Below are 15,214 nucleotides of genomic sequence, written 5' to 3' on the forward strand. Positions count from 1 at the left end.
AATACAAGAAGTTGTTTGGCTAATTATTCATCAACACCCGAAGGAGAGCCAATCCACCGCAAAGGCAGAACACAAGCACGAACGAAATGACAAAGTACAGAATAATGTTCGTCTGGTTCGATTTACCGGTCTTACCGTTATATTGCGTACCACAACTTTGGCATTTAACATGGGTGAACATGGCAGGCCCAAGCGCGCCTCCCCACCACGTGTAACTGACCTTGGTTGCATTGCTTTGTCCGCAAGTGGGACAGGGGGCATATTGAGATTGTGTTTGCATAACTCCTCCGTGTGTATAAATAAATGGCAACAACAAGTTGCGCACTATATTTTACATGATGCTTTCCACAAAAGTCGTTTAAAATTTAAGAAAATATTACGCACACCTATCGCCATCCAACTAATTTGGGATATAAATATCGAGGCAAAGGCCGTATAATTTCAACCATGAAAATAGAATCTATATTATTAAATGGGCACGGAACACCGACCGTGAATCCAGATGCATTTGAGGAACTCCGGGAAGCATGGCAGCTTCTTGGGTTTACCGGTGAGCGACCCGCTATTGTGATCGTTGGCGGTGCAGGCGGCATGAGCGAAGAGGACATTGCCAAGGTAGAGCTATTCTTCCAGCAACACTTACTCCCTTTCGCTCAAACAAAAAATGCCGTCATCATTGATGGCGGCACAGACTCAGGTGTGATGGGAGCGATCGGCCGTGCCCGCCATTTGACCGGCACCGATGTCCCATTGATCGGCGTCGTTGCGCGTGACGTGGAAGGTATCAGGTCCATGCTTGAACCACACCATACCCATTTTATTTTTTGTCCAGGCAGTAATTGGGGCAATGAATCAGAATGGATCGCGGCGGCGGCCAGTGCACTTGCAGGTTCCCAACCTTCCGTCGGGATTGTGATCAACGGCGGGCAGATCACATGGAACGATGTCGGCCTGAACATTCATTACGGCCGTCCCGTACTGATCGCGGAGGGAAGCGGACGCACAGCGGATGTCATTGCGCTGACGAGCACCGGTCACGCCTTTGACCCTAAAGCCATCATTTTGATCCGAACCGGTAAAGTACACATTGCGAATTTCTTCAAAGACCCCGGACACTTTATCAAGAAAATAAACGACCTGATGAAATAGTAGTTTCAATACATATAAAAAGGACGGATTTTCATCCGTCCTTTTTTGTTATTTCAGTTGCGCCTTGATCTTCTCGGCTGTATCTTTATACCCAGCCAACTTATCGCGTTCCTTTTGAACGAGCGCGGCTGGCGCTTTATTGGCAAAGTCGCCGCCCAGCAAGTTCTCCAAGCGTTGAATATGTGACTCGGCCTCTTTGAGTTCCTTTTCGAGGCGGGCCTTTTCACCAGCCAAATCCACCATGCCTGCCAAGGGGATATAAATTTCCACAGAACCGACCACAAGCGATATAGAGTCTTGGGGTTTGTCCTTGAGAGATTCGAGAATGGAAATTTGCGTTTGGTCCAATCCGGCAAGAGTGGCGATGGTTAAGGATTGTTCCTTCAACAGGTCGATTTTGTCGTTGCTGACAATTGTTGCGGCAATTCGTTTGGATGGAGCCACACCTTTCTCTGTTCGCAGGTTGCGGATGGCGCGCACGATCTCCTGGATCAACTCAAAGTTGGCGATCTTCCCATCTTCCCACCCCTCAAGCGGACGAGGTTCGGGCCACTTCGCCACAATCAACGCGGCAGGGGCATCATCAAAGATGTGTAATGCGCCCGCATCCAAGACAGCACGGCGCAAGTGTCCCCACACTTCCTCAGTGATGAACGGCGTGAAAGGATGCAACAAGCGCAAAGAAATATCCAATACGCGTGCGAGGGTATCTACGGTACTTGCCTTTGTAGCATCATCTTTTAGTTGTTCTTTCGCAACTTCCACATACCAATCCGCGAAATCGGACCACAAGAAATCGTAGATCTGTTGACCAGCCTGCCCGTATTGAAAGTTCTGTATCTGGCGTTCCACATCACGGATAAGTTGTTGGAGTTTGGCCCAAATCCATGAATCAGCGAGAGTATATTCTGTCTTTTCGCTCACAGCGAGTGGCTGACTGCTGATCGCTGAGATCACAAACCGTCCCGCATTCCAGATCTTGTTGGCAAAGTTGCGGTTGGCTTCCACTTTCTTAAGCCCAACGTTCGTATCGTTACCGGGTGTGGAACCAACCAAAAGGGTGAAACGAAGCGCGTCTGTGCCAAGCTCATCCATCACAAGGAGCGGATCCATCACGTTGCCTTTTGTCTTCGACATCTTGTGTCCATGTTCATCGCGCACAAGGCCGTGCAAATAAATCGTGTGGAAAGGAATCTTGCCGGTGTATTCGAGTCCGCTCATGATCATGCGCGCCACCCAGAAGAACAAAATATCGTAACCCGTCTCCATGTAGGAAGTGGGATAGAAATATTTGTAATCGGGCGTTTCCTCGGGCCAGCCAAGTGTGGAGAATGGCCAAAGGCCAGAAGAGAACCATGTGTCCAGCACATCGTCATCCTGATGAATATCTTTCGAGCCGCATGTCGCGCATTGGGTGGGGTCTTCGCGCGCCACGGTCATATGGTTATCGGGGCAATACCACACAGGGATACGATGTCCCCACCATAACTGACGGCTGATACACCAGTCCTTGATGTTCTCCATCCAGTTGTAATAAGTCTTTTCGAATCGCTCGGGCACGATCTTGATGCGTCCATCCTTCACAGCATCAAGCGCGGCTTTGGCCATCGGTTCGATGGTCACGAACCATTGCTCAGAGATCATCGGCTCGACAATTTCTCCGCCGCGTTGTGTACGCGGGATGGTCGTACGATAGGGATCTGTTTTGATGACAAGACCAGCGGCTTTCATATCGGACCAAAGATTCTTACGCGCCTCGAATCGATCCTGACCTTTATATTTGCCTCCGTTTTCGTTGACCTTTGCCTCGCGATCAAGCATGGAGATGATGGGCAGGTTGTGACGTTGTGCGATGGCATAGTCGTTCGGGTCGTGTCCCGGTGTGATCTTCAATGCACCGGTACCGAATTCGATGCTCACGTATTCATCAGCAATGACAGGGATCTCACGACCAAGGATCGGCACGATGACTTTCTTGCCGATGAATTTCTTGTAGCGTTCGTCTTCAGGGTGAACAGCCACAGCCGTATCGCCAAGAATTGTCTCAGGGCGAATGGTTGCCACTGGAATAAACTCTTCCGAATCCTTCAACATATATTTGAAGTAATACAGGAACGCGTCTTCCTCCTCGTATTCCACTTCCAAGTCAGAGACGGCGGTCTTGAGTCCCGGCGACCAGTTGATGAGACGAGGTCCGCGATAGATCAGTCCCTTTTCATAGAGGGAAACAAAGGCTTCTCGAACTGCCCGGCTCAGCCCATCGTCCAGAGTGAAGCGCTCGCGATCCCAGTCACAGGAGGCACCGAGGCGACGGATCTGATTGGTGATGAGCCCACCGTATTTGCGTTTCCATTCCCATGTCCGTTTGAGAAATTCTTCGCGGCCCAATTCTTCGCGCATGACCTCATCATTTTTGAGCAAGTCGCGCTCCACCATGAGCTGGGTGGCGATGCCAGCATGATCGGTACCGGGAATCCACAACGTGGAGTAACCCTTCATGCGATGGTAGCGAATCATGAGGTCTTCAACGCTGACGAACATGGCGTGGCCGAGATGGAGCTCACCTGTCACGTTTGGCGGCGGGATGGCAATAACGAACGGCTCGATGTTCGGGTCGAAATCGGGTTTGTTCGGGTCATTGTGTGGCTTGAAGAACCCACCTGCTTCCCACATCGCATAAATACGCGGCTCGGTGGATTTGAAATCGTATGCCTTTGGTAATTCTTTAGTCATTCTTACTCCTTATTATGGCTGAAACCTTCCCAGCCAAGTTCTATATTTTCAAGTGTTCCTAATCGTTCATACAGTTCACCCGCATGTTGTTGAATGTGCCTGATGTTGATTAACTGTAATTCCAGTTTATCCACCGGATACCAGTAGAAGCCTGATCCAGCATCCAGATCTGTGAGTGGAACTCGTTCCATAACCTGCTTCTCGACGAAAGTCAGATATTCCAGCACTTCATCTTTTGTAAATGGCACTGCGCCATCAGGGTCATGATGCTTTTCCCATGGGACGAAATCCTTTTCGGCGTTCTGCAAATATAAATGGACGTAGAAAAGTGTGTGATAGGACTTTCTCCAAAATTCATCCTGATTGCCGGGGGCATCCCATAATGCATCCGGGCACTTAACAATGGCCTGTTTTAGCATTGCCAGCGCGGCCAGATATTGTGATTGAATTACTTGTTTCGTATCCATTCTTGTTCCTTAAACAAAAACGCCTCGTCCAACAAGAGGACGAAGCGTTGCTCCGCGGTACCACCTCGATTCGCCGTTTTATCGGCGCACTCGGTAACTGGCTAACACCAGTCTCTGCTGTAACGGGCAATCCCGTGCCGTTCTAGTTTCCAGCTAACTGCTAAAAGCTATCAGCTAATTTCTTCGGCAAGTGTATCAGACGACTTCGGCATTGTTTCCCTGCGGAGACTTCCACCGTTCGTCTCCTTCTCTATCAGGTCGCTTCATGCGTACTACTTCTGAATAGCTGAGATTATACAGAGAGATATGGGGAGAGTCAAGAAAACAAACTGAAGCTATTATTTCTCTTGAGGTTCCCAGACGCCAATTATCCAAGTCTGATGGACTTGGGGCATATCGACGGTAAGGGTGTCTACTTGAGTATAATGTCGACTAATCACTTCCAGGTTAATCGCGTTACCATAGCCATTGGTTGTAAAAATTCTGTCAAATTGGCGGCTAATAACAGCCTGTTGAATTATCTTACGATAAGCTGCGCCATTCGCCTCGAATGTTTCATAAACCGGACCAAATAATTTATTATTTGCATACGAGTCGACATTGTAATAATATTCAGTTTGCCCAGAATCAACCGGTAGAACACCCGCCTCAATTAGCGCAGATGTAACCACAGGCGAATTAACAGCGCTCCGGGTGTTTGCCACGTAAGTATACAGGGCGCGCCATGCAGCCGAATCCCTTTGACGCAGGAAGGCTGGTTTTAACAAAATATTTTCGAGTATGAGTAGGTTGACCAAAAGCAAACCAAACGCAATGATCGAAAACCTATTTTTTGAATTTAACTTGTGGCAAACCCACAAAATAAACGGGGGCAACATAAGTTGATAAGCATAAGTCATGTAATTCCCGGTGTGTAATCCCAGAACAGATATGAAAGCTGAAAAGCAAAAGAGGAAGATAAAGGCAAAATAATTGAAGTCAATCTTCAAGAGTGGCGCATCGAATTGTAGAAAACTTAAACGCGAACTGAGGCCCTTCAGAAATGCATGTGCGGCTGAAAAATTAGGGAAGTTAAAAAACAGCAGCAGACTAATCAACAAGATGACCGGATAAAACTCTACGCCAATTTCAATCAATTGCCCTAGCAAACGCGCTGACGACCGACTGGCATTGGACAAGTTGCTAAGAACAGTATTAATAAAGTATAGTTTAAAAACATATCTGACCCCTAAAAACAATATAGTAAAGATAGTTATAAAAAATAAACTATACCCTATCGCCTTGCGTTTGGAAACAAAAACAAAGGTGTACATCGCCACCACTCCAAACCCGATAACGAAGTAAGGCTTGGTGTAATAAGCCGCGATGGATAAAAACGCGCTGATGATCAAACTCGAATTGCTAAACGAATAGATACAGGGAATTAATATTGCCGCCAGAAATAAGAACGCTCCCATGGTCGAGGGAAAAGCCCCAAGCCCGCCACGCCCAGCCAATATCACAGCAATCAACAAGCCGCCCAAAACGGAAATCAAGACATCCTTTTTAATCGTCCAGAGTGTCCTTGTGATCAGAAACAGAGAAGCCAAAAGGAAAAAGAAATTGACGCTTCGATGCGTGCTCAACGTATTGCCAAACAACTTCGCGAATGGAAACACAACCAGACTATACCCAATTCCATAATTATTCATGCCTAGGGGCTGATACTCCAAAGAAAATGGGTTACCGCCCTTCAGCAGGATTTGTGTCATGACCAGTGCGGCCCCTTCGCGGTATTCAATTTGATACGGCATGATGATCGTAGAAACAGAAAAGTATAGAAACCACGCAAACAGAATTAGCGCAGTGCCAAAGAAAAAGAGACGAATGACTTTAAAAGCCCTCGCATCCTCTGGCTCAAAGGAAAAGTATTGATAAATGCTTTTTAACAAGAAATTGCACTCCTATCTTTATATTATAAGGTCTGAGATAGCATCTTAAAAGTGGCCAGGTAAACTTGTCACCATGAACAAATATGCTTAATTATTAGCCAGTAATAGATTGCGCACTGGGATTCAAGATACTAACGACAGCATTAATAACCACTCCTACTCCAACAACCATGTATGGCAATACTGGGAATATGTAAAACAAAATTGAAACATTTTTTGAAAGAAAAACTTCTCCTAAAAGCATAATAAGTGGAAGTATCCCAACAAGAGTGCCCCAAACGATCATAATGAACAGAAACACTGGATTACGCGTTATCAATTTTCCGGTAAGCAACCAACGGATCATAACGCCCTGCATGTGCGCCAACTCAGCTTGTGTTTCCATATATCCTAAACCAGATTTATTATTTGATGTTCGATAGCCAGGCCAGCCAATCAAGTATTTGGCATTATCATCATAGTCTGCAATCTCGATAGGACATGAGTGTTTCGCCCGAAATCTCTTTTCTAACCCGTTCATGCTTCCTCCTTAGCAAGTGACTTATTTTGATTATACATTTATTTTTTAGAAGACATAACTCATATACTGAGCATAAAATCAACAATGCTATACTTGACCAACCCAGCATGAACAAGAAAATCATCCTCAGCATTATCGCCTTGCTTTTATTCGCCTGCACTCCGGCGACATCCACCCCAACACCAACCCCTATAACAGACTTAATCATCCCGCCCGGCTTTGTCACTGCTCAAGACGGCAAGTTCATCCTTGATGGACATCCCTATTATTTCGTGGGCGCAAACTTTTGGCAGGGCATGAACATGGGCGTGGACGGTATCAACGGCGACCGAGATCAACTTGTGGCGGAGTTAGACCGTCTGCAACGGATCGGGGTGACAAATCTTCGGGTGATGGCCTCGTCCGAAGGTCCAAACACGGAGCCGTATCGCATGGTCCCGGCGTTGATGGAGTCACCCGGCGTTTATGATGAAGCTGTCCTTGATGGGCTCGATTTCTTTATGTCCGAAGTAAGTAAGCACGACATGAAAGCCGTAATGGTCCTCAACAATTATTGGCAATGGTCAGGTGGCATGGGTCAATATGTTTCATGGAGCAACGGCACATCCATTCCCTACCCCGGTGATTGGGGCACGTTCATTTCGTATGTATCAAGTTTTTACAGTTGCGATGAATGTCAGATGTGGTATCGCGATCACATCAAGATGATCATCACGCATGTCAATCCGTATACGGGTCTGGCGTATCGCGACGACCCAACTGTCTTTGCATGGGAGCTGGCAAACGAACCGCGCAGGTATCCATATGCATGGGTCACTGGTACAGCCGCGTATATCAAGTCGCTTGATCCGTATCACATGGTCACCACAGGTTCTGAGGGAACGCCGCCCGGCGAGACTCTCAATTTCAAACGCACGCACGATAGTCCCGATATAGATTACGCCACCATTCACATCTGGCCGCAGAATTGGAGTTGGTATGATCCAGCGAACCCAAACAGCTATGATCGCGCCGAACAGAATGCGCTCGCATATCTTCGCAGGCACGTGTACGACATGAAAGTGCTGAACAAGCCGCTTGTGCTTGAGGAGTTCGGTCTCGCGCGCGATTGGGAGCCCGTGCATGATATTTACGACCCACAGTCGTCCACGCTGTATCGCGATCGTTTTTATAGAGCGATGTTCGGCGAAGTGTTCGACGTTATCCAAAAAGGCGGGACGCTGGCTGGAGATAACTTCTGGGCATGGGGCGGCGCGTCACGCCCCGGCGACGGCTGGCTCGGCGATCCTCCGCATGAGACTCCTGGCTGGTACTCTGTTTACAACACCGACGAGTCGACGATCGCGATCATCTCAGATCACGCAAAGGACATGATGCGAGTCACAAATCCATAGTAAGGGCGACCCGTTGTGATCGGCAAGGTGTTCGACATTCGCTGGGCGGGTCGCCCCTACACCAATGATCAAGGAAGTCTCATTACAGTATGCTTACTCCAATTAACTACATCCTTGTTGCTTTAGCCGCCCTCGCCGCAGGCGCAGTCAATGCCCTCGCTGGCGGCGGGACGCTCATCACCTTCCCTGCGCTTACATTTCTAGGTATTCCTGCTGTTGCCGCTAACGTGACGAATACTGTTGCGCTTTGCCCCGGCTATTTGAGCGGGACTCTGGCACAACGCAATGATCTGCGTGGACAAGGCAAACGCCTGTGGTTCATCATCCCTGCCGGGGCAGTTGGCGGAATCATTGGCGGATTTCTCCTTTTGCAAACAGGTGAAAAAGTATTCAAAGAACTTGTGCCGTATCTCATCTTATTGGCATCAGGGTTGCTTGCTATTCAAGACCCGGTCCGTGCGTGGTTGACACGTCGCATGTCACAGGGTCAAAGCGGTGCTCTCGAAAAGTGGACGTGGTTACCCGTCAGCGTGGCATCGATCTATGGCGGGTATTTCGGCGCAGGGTTAAGCGTGATCGTTCTATCCGCTTTGGGGTTGACGATTGAAGATACTTTGACACGCCTCAATGCACTCAAACAAGTCGCCGCGTTCGCGGTCAATGTGGCCGCGGCAATCTTCTTTTTGTTTTCAGGGAAAGTTATTTGGCCCGTGGCGTTGGTCATGGCAATTGGCGCGCTCATCGGCGGCGCATTGGGCGGACGACTGGCAGGCAAAATCAAACCGTCCACATTGCGGTGGACGGTTGTGACCATAGGCGTGATTATTTCGATCATTTATTTCGTGCGCGGGTAAATTTCTCTTACGGGCTTTTACTTCCCGGTATCGGCATCACAGCAGTATCATCAAAAAGAGAATCGTTATGTGCTCTTTCTGATGCAGACGATCTCGGTTTAGGAAGACGCCAATTGGTAACCACGTGCTGATGAACATCGGGTAGATGATGGTTCAATAAAGCCATTGCCTGTGCGTAACGTGCATATGCAACCCTATCCATTCCCTGTGGGTTTCTCAACCCGGCATGGATCGCACCTGCGAGAGCCAGGGCTTCCTCCGGCTGAATATCGAGCGCATCCAACAGGGATTGGAACATGGAAATGATCTCTGCAATTGTAGTTTGACGGAATAATTCTTTTTTATTTTCAACAGTGGACATATCTACCTGAAATCATACCCCAAATATCTTGAGCATGAAACATGAAAAGTATAATGGCTTAAGAGTAAGGAGCCAACATGGAATCTAACAACTCAACAACGAACATCCACGAACAGTTGTGTGCCTTGCTTGATGCAGAAGGGGCGATCTATCGCGTCATCGAACATGAAGCGGAAGGACGCACAGAACTTATCACTCAAATTCGCGGCAACAAACTTGAGCAGGCGGTCAAGTCCATGGTGGTACAGGTGCGCTTGAGCAAGAAAGAGAACATCTACTGCCTTGCCAATGTACCGGGCGATTGCCGCGTGGACCTGGATGCGATCAAGGCTCACTTCAATGCGAAAAGCATTGGCGTTGCTCCACGTGAGAAGGCTGAAGCGTTGACCGGATGCGTTGTCGGGTCGATTCCGCCTTTTTCGTTCAGCGACCAGCTTCAAGTTTTGGTCGACCCGCTGGTCAAAGAGAATGAAGAAGTTGTGTTCAACGCCGGGCGTCTTGACCGGTCCATCTTCATGAAGTTGGACGATTATATCCGCATCGCAAAGCCATTACTTGTCAACATCGCATTGCGAAGCACAGATCAACAGGTTCCGCCGTTATCATCCACATAACAAGAATCGCTCTGGAACAAACGCCAATCATAGACCAGCCTCGTAAGTTCCTTGATGTAGGCAGGGATCTCATCGCCGCTGACCACACGCTCGTTGTTTGTGATCACAGGCAGGGCAGTTTCTGTGCCAAATAATTTTACGGCTTGATCTGGCCCGATTACGATACGGTCATAACCTAAAACCAATTCACGGAACTCCGCTTCAATAATATTTGCCTGCGCACTATTCTCTTCACGATAAAGTTTTATCATCTCATACCTTTCTGCGTTATGATTATACCGTTCAGCGCAAAAAGTTCGTCAACCCAAACTTTAGAGGTGAATTATGGACAACTTCGAGAAGAACTACGAACGAGCCGTGGACAAAACAGTGAATACCGTTGAAAAAGTTGGCGGAGCCGTCAACCGATTACAGCTCGGTTGTTGGATCATACTTTCCAACTTGTTCTTCATGGGTTTTTGTCTATGGGGAGCGTACGCCGGTTACACAAGCTGGAAACTGGACACGGAAGGCAAGACGGCCATCGGCACGGTTGTCAGGCTTGAAGAAAGCAGTGACTCTGACGGCGGTTGTTGTGTATATTCGCCTGTTGTCGAATTTACTGCGAACGATCAGACCTATTCTTTCGAAAGCGGTAACGCCTCCTACCCACCTGCTTACGAAGTTGGTGAAGAAGTGAATGTGATCTACGATCCTGCTGATCCAAACACCGCACAAATTAACAAATGGACAGAGCGTTGGCTGTTCCCGATCATTATTATCCCAGTCATGATCTTCACATCCTTGATAGTAACTTTCATTTTGGTCCGTGGCTTCTGGCGCAATGATCCGCATCTTATAGAATGAACGCAGAAGATAAGTAATCAATATGGATTTCTCGCCCATCCACTTTCTCGATCAACCCATCGAACCCATCTTCGACACCCCTCCCGCGCTTGAGAAAAGCCCCGATTGCCCAAACGGATTCATCTGGGGAAGTAAAACATATCACATCATAGAAATGCTCTCTTCATGGAGCGACTTCACGCGCCGCGGCAAAATGGCGCGCAATATGCGTTCTGCCCACGCGGCAACCGCATCCACACGCGGATCGTTGAACGTAGGCAGATTCTACTTCCGTGTAAAAGTGGATACAGATCAGATCTTCGATATCTATTACGATAGAGCTATGAAAAATGTAGACGACCGCAAGGGTCAATGGTTGGTTTACCGAGAAATGAGAGAAGGATCATGAATTCAGAGATGCAAGGAACCATCACAACACCTGAAACGCCAAGTTATTCCGTTCCGTGGAAACCCATTGACCATTGGATCGGCATCTTTCTGCTGGCCTTGATCGATGTGGGTCTGCTCTTCGCCGCATACAAAGGACTTGGAAATCAACTTGCGCAAAGCGCCTTGCTGGTCCTCGTTCAACTCACGTATCTTCTGCCTTTAATTGTGATCTTCACTTACAGACGCGCCAATCCCAAATCTCTTGGCTTCGGCACATTCAAATGGGAAACACTCGCACTTGGATGTGGTTTGCTGGTCGTATGCTTTATGGTCATCTTCTTACACAACAGCATCCTTACCTTGCTGGGTATCGGCACCCAAGGCGAAGAGGTTCTGCAATTATTCAACTCCATCGACTCGCCAGTATGGTTCATGCTGGTGGGTGTCATCTTTGCGCCATTCGTAGAAGAGTTATTCTTCCGTGGCTTCCTCTTTCAAGGCTTCCGCCAAAAATATGGATGGATCAACGGCATGATACTAAGTTCCCTGATCTTTGGTGCGGCGCATCTCGACCCAGTAGCCTTCATCCCAACGTCCATTTTAGGAGCCTTGCTGGCCTACATGTATCACCGCACCAACTCAGTCTGGCCGGGTATGATCCTGCATGTACTGGTCAATGCCATGGGGTTATTCACCGCCTACGCCGCCACACATATGCCCAACCTTATTCCCGTGTAATTAACCGCACCTGATTATCATAGAAGAAGTAATCCCACGCCCAGTTGATAAGCACCACCAGCCGGTTGCGAAACCCGATAATGCGATAGATATGCAACCCAACCCAGATCAACCACGCGATCAACCCGCTAAATGAAAGACCCCAGATCCGCGCCACAGCCGCATTCCGTCCGATCGTTGCGAGCAGGCCCGGGTCCTTATACTGAAATCGTTTTTGCTCCACACCCTTGATCGCGCGTTGGATATTGTCCGCGACAACTTCTCCCTGCTGGATGGCTACTGTTGAAAGCATCGGAAGCGGCTGACCGTTCCCATTCTCAAGATAGGATACATCGCCCAGAACATACACTTCGCGATGACCCGGTAACTGCAAAGTCGCCTCGCTTCTCACTCGACCTGAACCTGCCACCTGAACCCCAAGCCGATTCGTGATCCCGGCCGCTTTCACCCCGGCCGTCCAGATCAGCGTATTGGCTTTGATCTCTGTCCCATCAGCCAAAGCAACACGTTGACCGTTATAGTCCGTAAGCTGTGCTTTGAATAAAACTTCCACGTTTTTCTTTTGTAACAAACGAAGTGTAGCTTTGCGCAATTCATCGGGATAACTCGCGATCAAAGCATTACCTGCCTCCAGCAAAAGGACTCGCGTCTCACGGATATCCAGTGTAGGATATTCACGTTTCATCACATGCGTGATCAGTTCGGCCAAAGCACCGGATGTCTCTACGCCGGTCGGGCCACCGCCCACGACAACGAAAGTTAACATCGCTTTGCGCTTGTCTGCGTCCGCTTCACGGCTGGCACCCTCGAACATTTTCAAGAGGTGATTACGTGTGTTGACAGCGCTTTCAATATCCTTGAGTTGAAAGCCATTCTGTTGCACAGACTCCAGACCGAAGAAATTCGTCTCTCCGCCCACAGCAAGGATCAAATAATCATATGCAATAACCGAGCCATTGAGTTTCACATAACGAGACTCAAGATCAATGGACGTCACTTCGCCCATTTGGAAAGTGAGGTTCTTCTGGTTACGAAAGATCGTCCGCAAAGGATAAGCCACCTGTGAAGGGACAAGCCCTGCGATGGCAACTTGATATAGCAACGGCTGGAAGAGATGATAGTTGTTTCTGTCTACAAGCGTAATGCGGACAGGGGCATTTCGCAGTTTCTTTGCGGCGGTCAGCCCGGCAAAGCCTGCTCCGATAATGACAACATGGGGGAGTTGTTTGGCGTTCATGGTTTTCCTATGCTTTCTATGCTTATGCTTAATTGTGAAATATTACACAATTATTATAATGAATAGGACAATATTTGTCAACTTAACCCAAACAAAAAGGCGACAAAGAAAACTGTCGCCTGAGTAACGCCCCATTGAAACTGAATCAGCTATCGGCTTGGGTGGAGGCGGTCAAAGTCCGCAACTTCTTTTTGCATCACGTCAATAGAAAAGTCCATACCATGCGCGGGATGGACTCGCTGAATCCCCATTGGCAAAATTTTCTTCCAGCTTTGAACGACCATGTTGATATCATCGGCCAGCACGGGCAGGCCGGGTGTAAGGCGCAGATACCAATCGTTCATCGCCATATCACCGACGAAGGCATTCCCTGAATCAAGCAGGATGCTGACATGCCCCATCGAGTGGCCGGGCGTGTAAACAACCTTGCCGGGAATCCCGAACTCCGCCAGCGACAGTCCATTGTCATCGAGAACACGATCTACTTTGACCGGAGGAAGATTGGGGTTGAGAAGACGTTTTGCTGCGGCGGACATGATACGTCCATACCCATTGGTGCCGTTCGGGAAATCGGGCTTACCGCTTTCCACCCAGGCCTGATCGCGATGATGCACTGCGATCTTTGCACCTGTGAGTTGTTGAATGGGATGTAGTGTGCCGATGTGATCCCAGTGTCCGTGCGTGAGCAGAATGAGGGAGATTTCTTTCGGGTCAACGTTTAATTTTTGCAGGGCCTTTGTGAAAGTTTTCTGTTGCCCAACGGCGCCAGCATCGATCAAGATCGTCTGTTCGCCGCGCAGGAGGAAACAATTGCATATGCCGAGCGGAATGCGATGGAAAGAGAATGACATGAGCTATATCCTTTCGGGTGTACTGATGTGATTATAACTGCGCTTTGAGTACACTGGCCTTTTATTGGGCATTCCACTGGCTGGCATACCATTCGATATATTCGTTCACATGTGCGCTCCAATATTCTTCGGTGTGAGCGCCACGGTAGAGATGCCATTCATGAACGATGCCTTTTTCGGTAAGGCTTGCTTCCACAGAAATGGCCATGTTCAATTCTTGATCGTTGTCTCCGATGTCCATAAAAATATCTGGGCGTGAGGAATCCGGTATGTTGGCGATCCATTTATCCAGCCGCGAACGATCACCCTGAAGAATGGCAAGGGAATGTAAGCCAACCACACTGAACAGGTCCCAGCGGCTGAGGCCCAATTCAAATGCCCAGCCTGCACCTCGGGACATGCCGCCAATGGCACGATGATTCCGATCGGGCAAGGTACGATAGGTTGAATCAACGTATGGGATGAGGTTGTCTATGAGTCTTTGTCCAAAAGCCGCACCGGGTGGCATATTCCAATAGCGGTCATCGGGAAAGACAATGATGAAAGGTTGTGACTCGCCGGAGCGGATCAGGTTATCTAGAACGTTCGCCGCACCGAGGCGGACCCATTGGTCGGCGGTGTAGGTCTGTCCATGCAGGAGGTAAAGGACAGGGTAGCGCTTGTCCGCTTGCTCATCGTAACAGGGAGGCAAGTAGATGAAATATTCCTGGAAAGGTGTTGTCGTTTCGAGCGTACCGGACTCGATACGGCCAGGTTGAGTGAGACAGGTCAACGGCGTGGGAGTCGGTGTTTCTGTGGGCGACGATGGCGTGAAGGTGCTTGTCGGCGCAGGGGTGGAGGTTAAAGTAGGTGGAACCGCCGTAATAAGGCGGATAGGCTCTTCGGACGGGGCACAGCCGGACAGTCCAGAAAGAAGCGTGAGCAAGATTATTGACAGTATTGTAGCTTGACGGGTATTCATCCCACGCATTATACTCACAGACCTTGATACAGTATCGGGGCGTAGCGCAGTCCGGCTAGCGCGCTTGCTTTGGGAGCAAGAGGCCCCGGGTTCGAATCCCGGCGCCCCGACTCAACTATAGACCCTAAAGGTTTTAAAAACCTTTAGGGTCTTTTAATTGTTTATGCTAAAATCCATATGGAGAACAAT

At 48.7% G+C, this 15,214-nt stretch carries 18 protein-coding genes and 1 tRNA gene; 9 read left to right on the plus strand and 10 right to left on the minus strand.

Features of this window, described 5'->3' with window-relative positions; genetic code table 11:
• Nucleotides 1–19: 19 nt before the first annotated feature.
• Entirely contained in the window at nucleotides 20–280 is a 261-nt protein-coding gene (locus IPP66_04105) for a hypothetical protein (GenBank protein ID MBK9924455.1), read from the minus strand.
• 167 nt (nucleotides 281–447) lie between these two features.
• On the opposite strand from IPP66_04105, the gene IPP66_04110 reads away from it, so the two are divergent.
• On the plus strand, nucleotides 448–1,149 hold the full coding sequence (locus tag IPP66_04110) for a hypothetical protein (protein MBK9924456.1): 702 nt from the start codon (nucleotides 448–450) through the stop codon (nucleotides 1,147–1,149).
• 48 nt (nucleotides 1,150–1,197) lie between these two features.
• On the opposite strand, the gene IPP66_04115 is transcribed toward IPP66_04110, so the two are convergent.
• Entirely contained in the window at nucleotides 1,198–3,882 is a 2,685-nt protein-coding gene (locus tag IPP66_04115; protein MBK9924457.1) for a valine--tRNA ligase, read from the minus strand.
• 2 nt (nucleotides 3,883–3,884) lie between these two features.
• On the minus strand, nucleotides 3,885–4,349 hold the full coding sequence (locus IPP66_04120) for a DinB family protein (protein ID MBK9924458.1): 465 nt from the start codon (nucleotides 4,347–4,349) through the stop codon (nucleotides 3,885–3,887).
• 2 nt (nucleotides 4,350–4,351) lie between these two features.
• Between IPP66_04120 and IPP66_04125 the strand changes: the two genes are divergently transcribed.
• Nucleotides 4,352–4,495 (plus strand): hypothetical protein, encoded by a 144-nt coding sequence (locus IPP66_04125; protein ID MBK9924459.1) that lies wholly within the window; start codon nucleotides 4,352–4,354, stop codon nucleotides 4,493–4,495.
• 192 nt (nucleotides 4,496–4,687) lie between these two features.
• Here IPP66_04125 and IPP66_04130 read toward each other — a convergent pair whose 3' ends face one another.
• On the minus strand, nucleotides 4,688–6,280 hold the full coding sequence (locus tag IPP66_04130; GenBank protein MBK9924460.1) for a hypothetical protein: 1,593 nt from the start codon (nucleotides 6,278–6,280) through the stop codon (nucleotides 4,688–4,690).
• A 94-nt stretch (nucleotides 6,281–6,374) separates the two neighbouring features.
• Nucleotides 6,375–6,800, minus strand: coding sequence for a hypothetical protein (locus IPP66_04135; GenBank protein MBK9924461.1), 426 nt, complete (start codon nucleotides 6,798–6,800; stop codon nucleotides 6,375–6,377).
• A gap of 107 nt (nucleotides 6,801–6,907) precedes the next feature.
• On the opposite strand from IPP66_04135, the gene IPP66_04140 reads away from it, so the two are divergent.
• Complete coding sequence (locus IPP66_04140) at nucleotides 6,908–8,194, plus strand: mannanase (GenBank protein ID MBK9924462.1); 1,287 nt, start codon at nucleotides 6,908–6,910, stop codon at nucleotides 8,192–8,194.
• Between the two features lie 89 nt (nucleotides 8,195–8,283).
• Nucleotides 8,284–9,048: a sulfite exporter TauE/SafE family protein gene (locus IPP66_04145; protein MBK9924463.1), complete on the plus strand. Its 765-nt coding sequence runs from the start codon at nucleotides 8,284–8,286 to the stop codon at nucleotides 9,046–9,048.
• 7 nt (nucleotides 9,049–9,055) lie between these two features.
• Here the strand turns inward: IPP66_04145 and IPP66_04150 are convergent, their stop codons facing one another.
• Nucleotides 9,056–9,409, minus strand: coding sequence for a hypothetical protein (locus IPP66_04150; GenBank protein MBK9924464.1), 354 nt, complete (start codon nucleotides 9,407–9,409; stop codon nucleotides 9,056–9,058).
• 77 nt (nucleotides 9,410–9,486) lie between these two features.
• On the opposite strand from IPP66_04150, the gene IPP66_04155 reads away from it, so the two are divergent.
• Nucleotides 9,487–10,023: a YbaK/prolyl-tRNA synthetase associated domain-containing protein gene (locus tag IPP66_04155; GenBank protein MBK9924465.1), complete on the plus strand. Its 537-nt coding sequence runs from the start codon at nucleotides 9,487–9,489 to the stop codon at nucleotides 10,021–10,023.
• On the opposite strand, the gene IPP66_04160 is transcribed toward IPP66_04155, so the two are convergent.
• On the minus strand, nucleotides 9,993–10,274 hold the full coding sequence (locus tag IPP66_04160; protein MBK9924466.1) for a hypothetical protein: 282 nt from the start codon (nucleotides 10,272–10,274) through the stop codon (nucleotides 9,993–9,995). The two genes, IPP66_04155 and IPP66_04160, sit on opposite strands and share 31 nt — an antisense overlap.
• 73 nt (nucleotides 10,275–10,347) lie before the next feature.
• Here IPP66_04160 and IPP66_04165 point away from each other — a divergent pair, with 73 nt between their 5' ends.
• Genes IPP66_04165 through IPP66_04175 form a run of 3 tightly spaced genes read left to right on the plus strand, consistent with a single transcriptional unit; the run spans nucleotide 10,348 to nucleotide 11,976 of the window.
• Nucleotides 10,348–10,869 (plus strand): DUF3592 domain-containing protein, encoded by a 522-nt coding sequence (locus IPP66_04165; protein ID MBK9924467.1) that lies wholly within the window; start codon nucleotides 10,348–10,350, stop codon nucleotides 10,867–10,869.
• 22 nt (nucleotides 10,870–10,891) lie between these two features.
• Complete coding sequence (locus IPP66_04170; GenBank protein ID MBK9924468.1) at nucleotides 10,892–11,257, plus strand: hypothetical protein; 366 nt, start codon at nucleotides 10,892–10,894, stop codon at nucleotides 11,255–11,257.
• The gene (locus tag IPP66_04175; GenBank protein ID MBK9924469.1) at nucleotides 11,254–11,976 is read left to right on the plus strand and encodes a CPBP family intramembrane metalloprotease; all 723 of its coding nucleotides are present in this window, start codon (nucleotides 11,254–11,256) and stop codon (nucleotides 11,974–11,976) included. The genes IPP66_04170 and IPP66_04175 overlap by 4 nt, the downstream gene beginning before the upstream one ends.
• On the opposite strand, the gene IPP66_04180 is transcribed toward IPP66_04175, so the two are convergent.
• The 3 genes from IPP66_04180 to IPP66_04190 all read right to left on the minus strand — a co-directional run bounded on the left by IPP66_04180 (nucleotide 11,963) and on the right by IPP66_04190 (nucleotide 15,025).
• A complete protein-coding gene (locus IPP66_04180) occupies nucleotides 11,963–13,213 on the minus strand; it encodes an NAD(P)/FAD-dependent oxidoreductase (GenBank protein ID MBK9924470.1) in 1,251 nt (416 codons plus the stop codon). The genes IPP66_04175 and IPP66_04180 overlap by 14 nt on opposite strands.
• A 149-nt stretch (nucleotides 13,214–13,362) precedes the next feature.
• Nucleotides 13,363–14,064, minus strand: a complete 702-nt coding sequence (locus IPP66_04185; GenBank protein ID MBK9924471.1) for an MBL fold metallo-hydrolase — start codon at nucleotides 14,062–14,064, stop codon at nucleotides 13,363–13,365.
• Between the two features lie 61 nt (nucleotides 14,065–14,125).
• Nucleotides 14,126–15,025 (minus strand): hypothetical protein, encoded by a 900-nt coding sequence (locus IPP66_04190; GenBank protein ID MBK9924472.1) that lies wholly within the window; start codon nucleotides 15,023–15,025, stop codon nucleotides 14,126–14,128.
• Between the two features lie 35 nt (nucleotides 15,026–15,060).
• On the opposite strand from IPP66_04190, the gene IPP66_04195 reads away from it, so the two are divergent.
• Nucleotides 15,061–15,135 (plus strand) — tRNA-Pro (locus tag IPP66_04195).
• Nucleotides 15,136–15,214 lie beyond the last annotated feature (79 nt).

Source organism: Candidatus Defluviilinea proxima, assembly GCA_016721115.1.
Taxonomy (GTDB): Bacteria; Chloroflexota; Anaerolineae; order Anaerolineales; family Villigracilaceae; genus Defluviilinea; species Defluviilinea proxima.

Bases quoted from the DNA above. Each gene is read 5' to 3' on its own strand.
- IPP66_04120 (MBK9924458.1), bottom strand. From the start codon at position 4,349: ATGGATACGAAACAAGTAATTCAATCACAATATCTGGCCGCGCTGGCA.
- IPP66_04190 (MBK9924472.1), bottom strand. From the start codon at position 15,025: ATGAATACCCGTCAAGCTACAATACTGTCAATAATCTTGCTCACGCTT.
- IPP66_04145 (MBK9924463.1), top strand. From the start codon at position 8,284: ATGCTTACTCCAATTAACTACATCCTTGTTGCTTTAGCCGCCCTCGCC.
- IPP66_04170 (MBK9924468.1), top strand. From the start codon at position 10,892: ATGGATTTCTCGCCCATCCACTTTCTCGATCAACCCATCGAACCCATC.
- IPP66_04155 (MBK9924465.1), top strand. From the start codon at position 9,487: ATGGAATCTAACAACTCAACAACGAACATCCACGAACAGTTGTGTGCC.
- IPP66_04105 (MBK9924455.1), bottom strand. From the start codon at position 280: ATGCAAACACAATCTCAATATGCCCCCTGTCCCACTTGCGGACAAAGC.
- IPP66_04140 (MBK9924462.1), top strand. From the start codon at position 6,908: ATGAACAAGAAAATCATCCTCAGCATTATCGCCTTGCTTTTATTCGCC.
- IPP66_04115 (MBK9924457.1), bottom strand. From the start codon at position 3,882: ATGACTAAAGAATTACCAAAGGCATACGATTTCAAATCCACCGAGCCG.
- IPP66_04135 (MBK9924461.1), bottom strand. From the start codon at position 6,800: ATGAACGGGTTAGAAAAGAGATTTCGGGCGAAACACTCATGTCCTATC.
- IPP66_04165 (MBK9924467.1), top strand. From the start codon at position 10,348: ATGGACAACTTCGAGAAGAACTACGAACGAGCCGTGGACAAAACAGTG.
- IPP66_04175 (MBK9924469.1), top strand. From the start codon at position 11,254: ATGAATTCAGAGATGCAAGGAACCATCACAACACCTGAAACGCCAAGT.
- IPP66_04160 (MBK9924466.1), bottom strand. From the start codon at position 10,274: ATGATAAAACTTTATCGTGAAGAGAATAGTGCGCAGGCAAATATTATT.
- IPP66_04110 (MBK9924456.1), top strand. From the start codon at position 448: ATGAAAATAGAATCTATATTATTAAATGGGCACGGAACACCGACCGTG.
- IPP66_04150 (MBK9924464.1), bottom strand. From the start codon at position 9,409: ATGTCCACTGTTGAAAATAAAAAAGAATTATTCCGTCAAACTACAATT.
- IPP66_04185 (MBK9924471.1), bottom strand. From the start codon at position 14,064: ATGTCATTCTCTTTCCATCGCATTCCGCTCGGCATATGCAATTGTTTC.
- IPP66_04180 (MBK9924470.1), bottom strand. From the start codon at position 13,213: ATGAACGCCAAACAACTCCCCCATGTTGTCATTATCGGAGCAGGCTTT.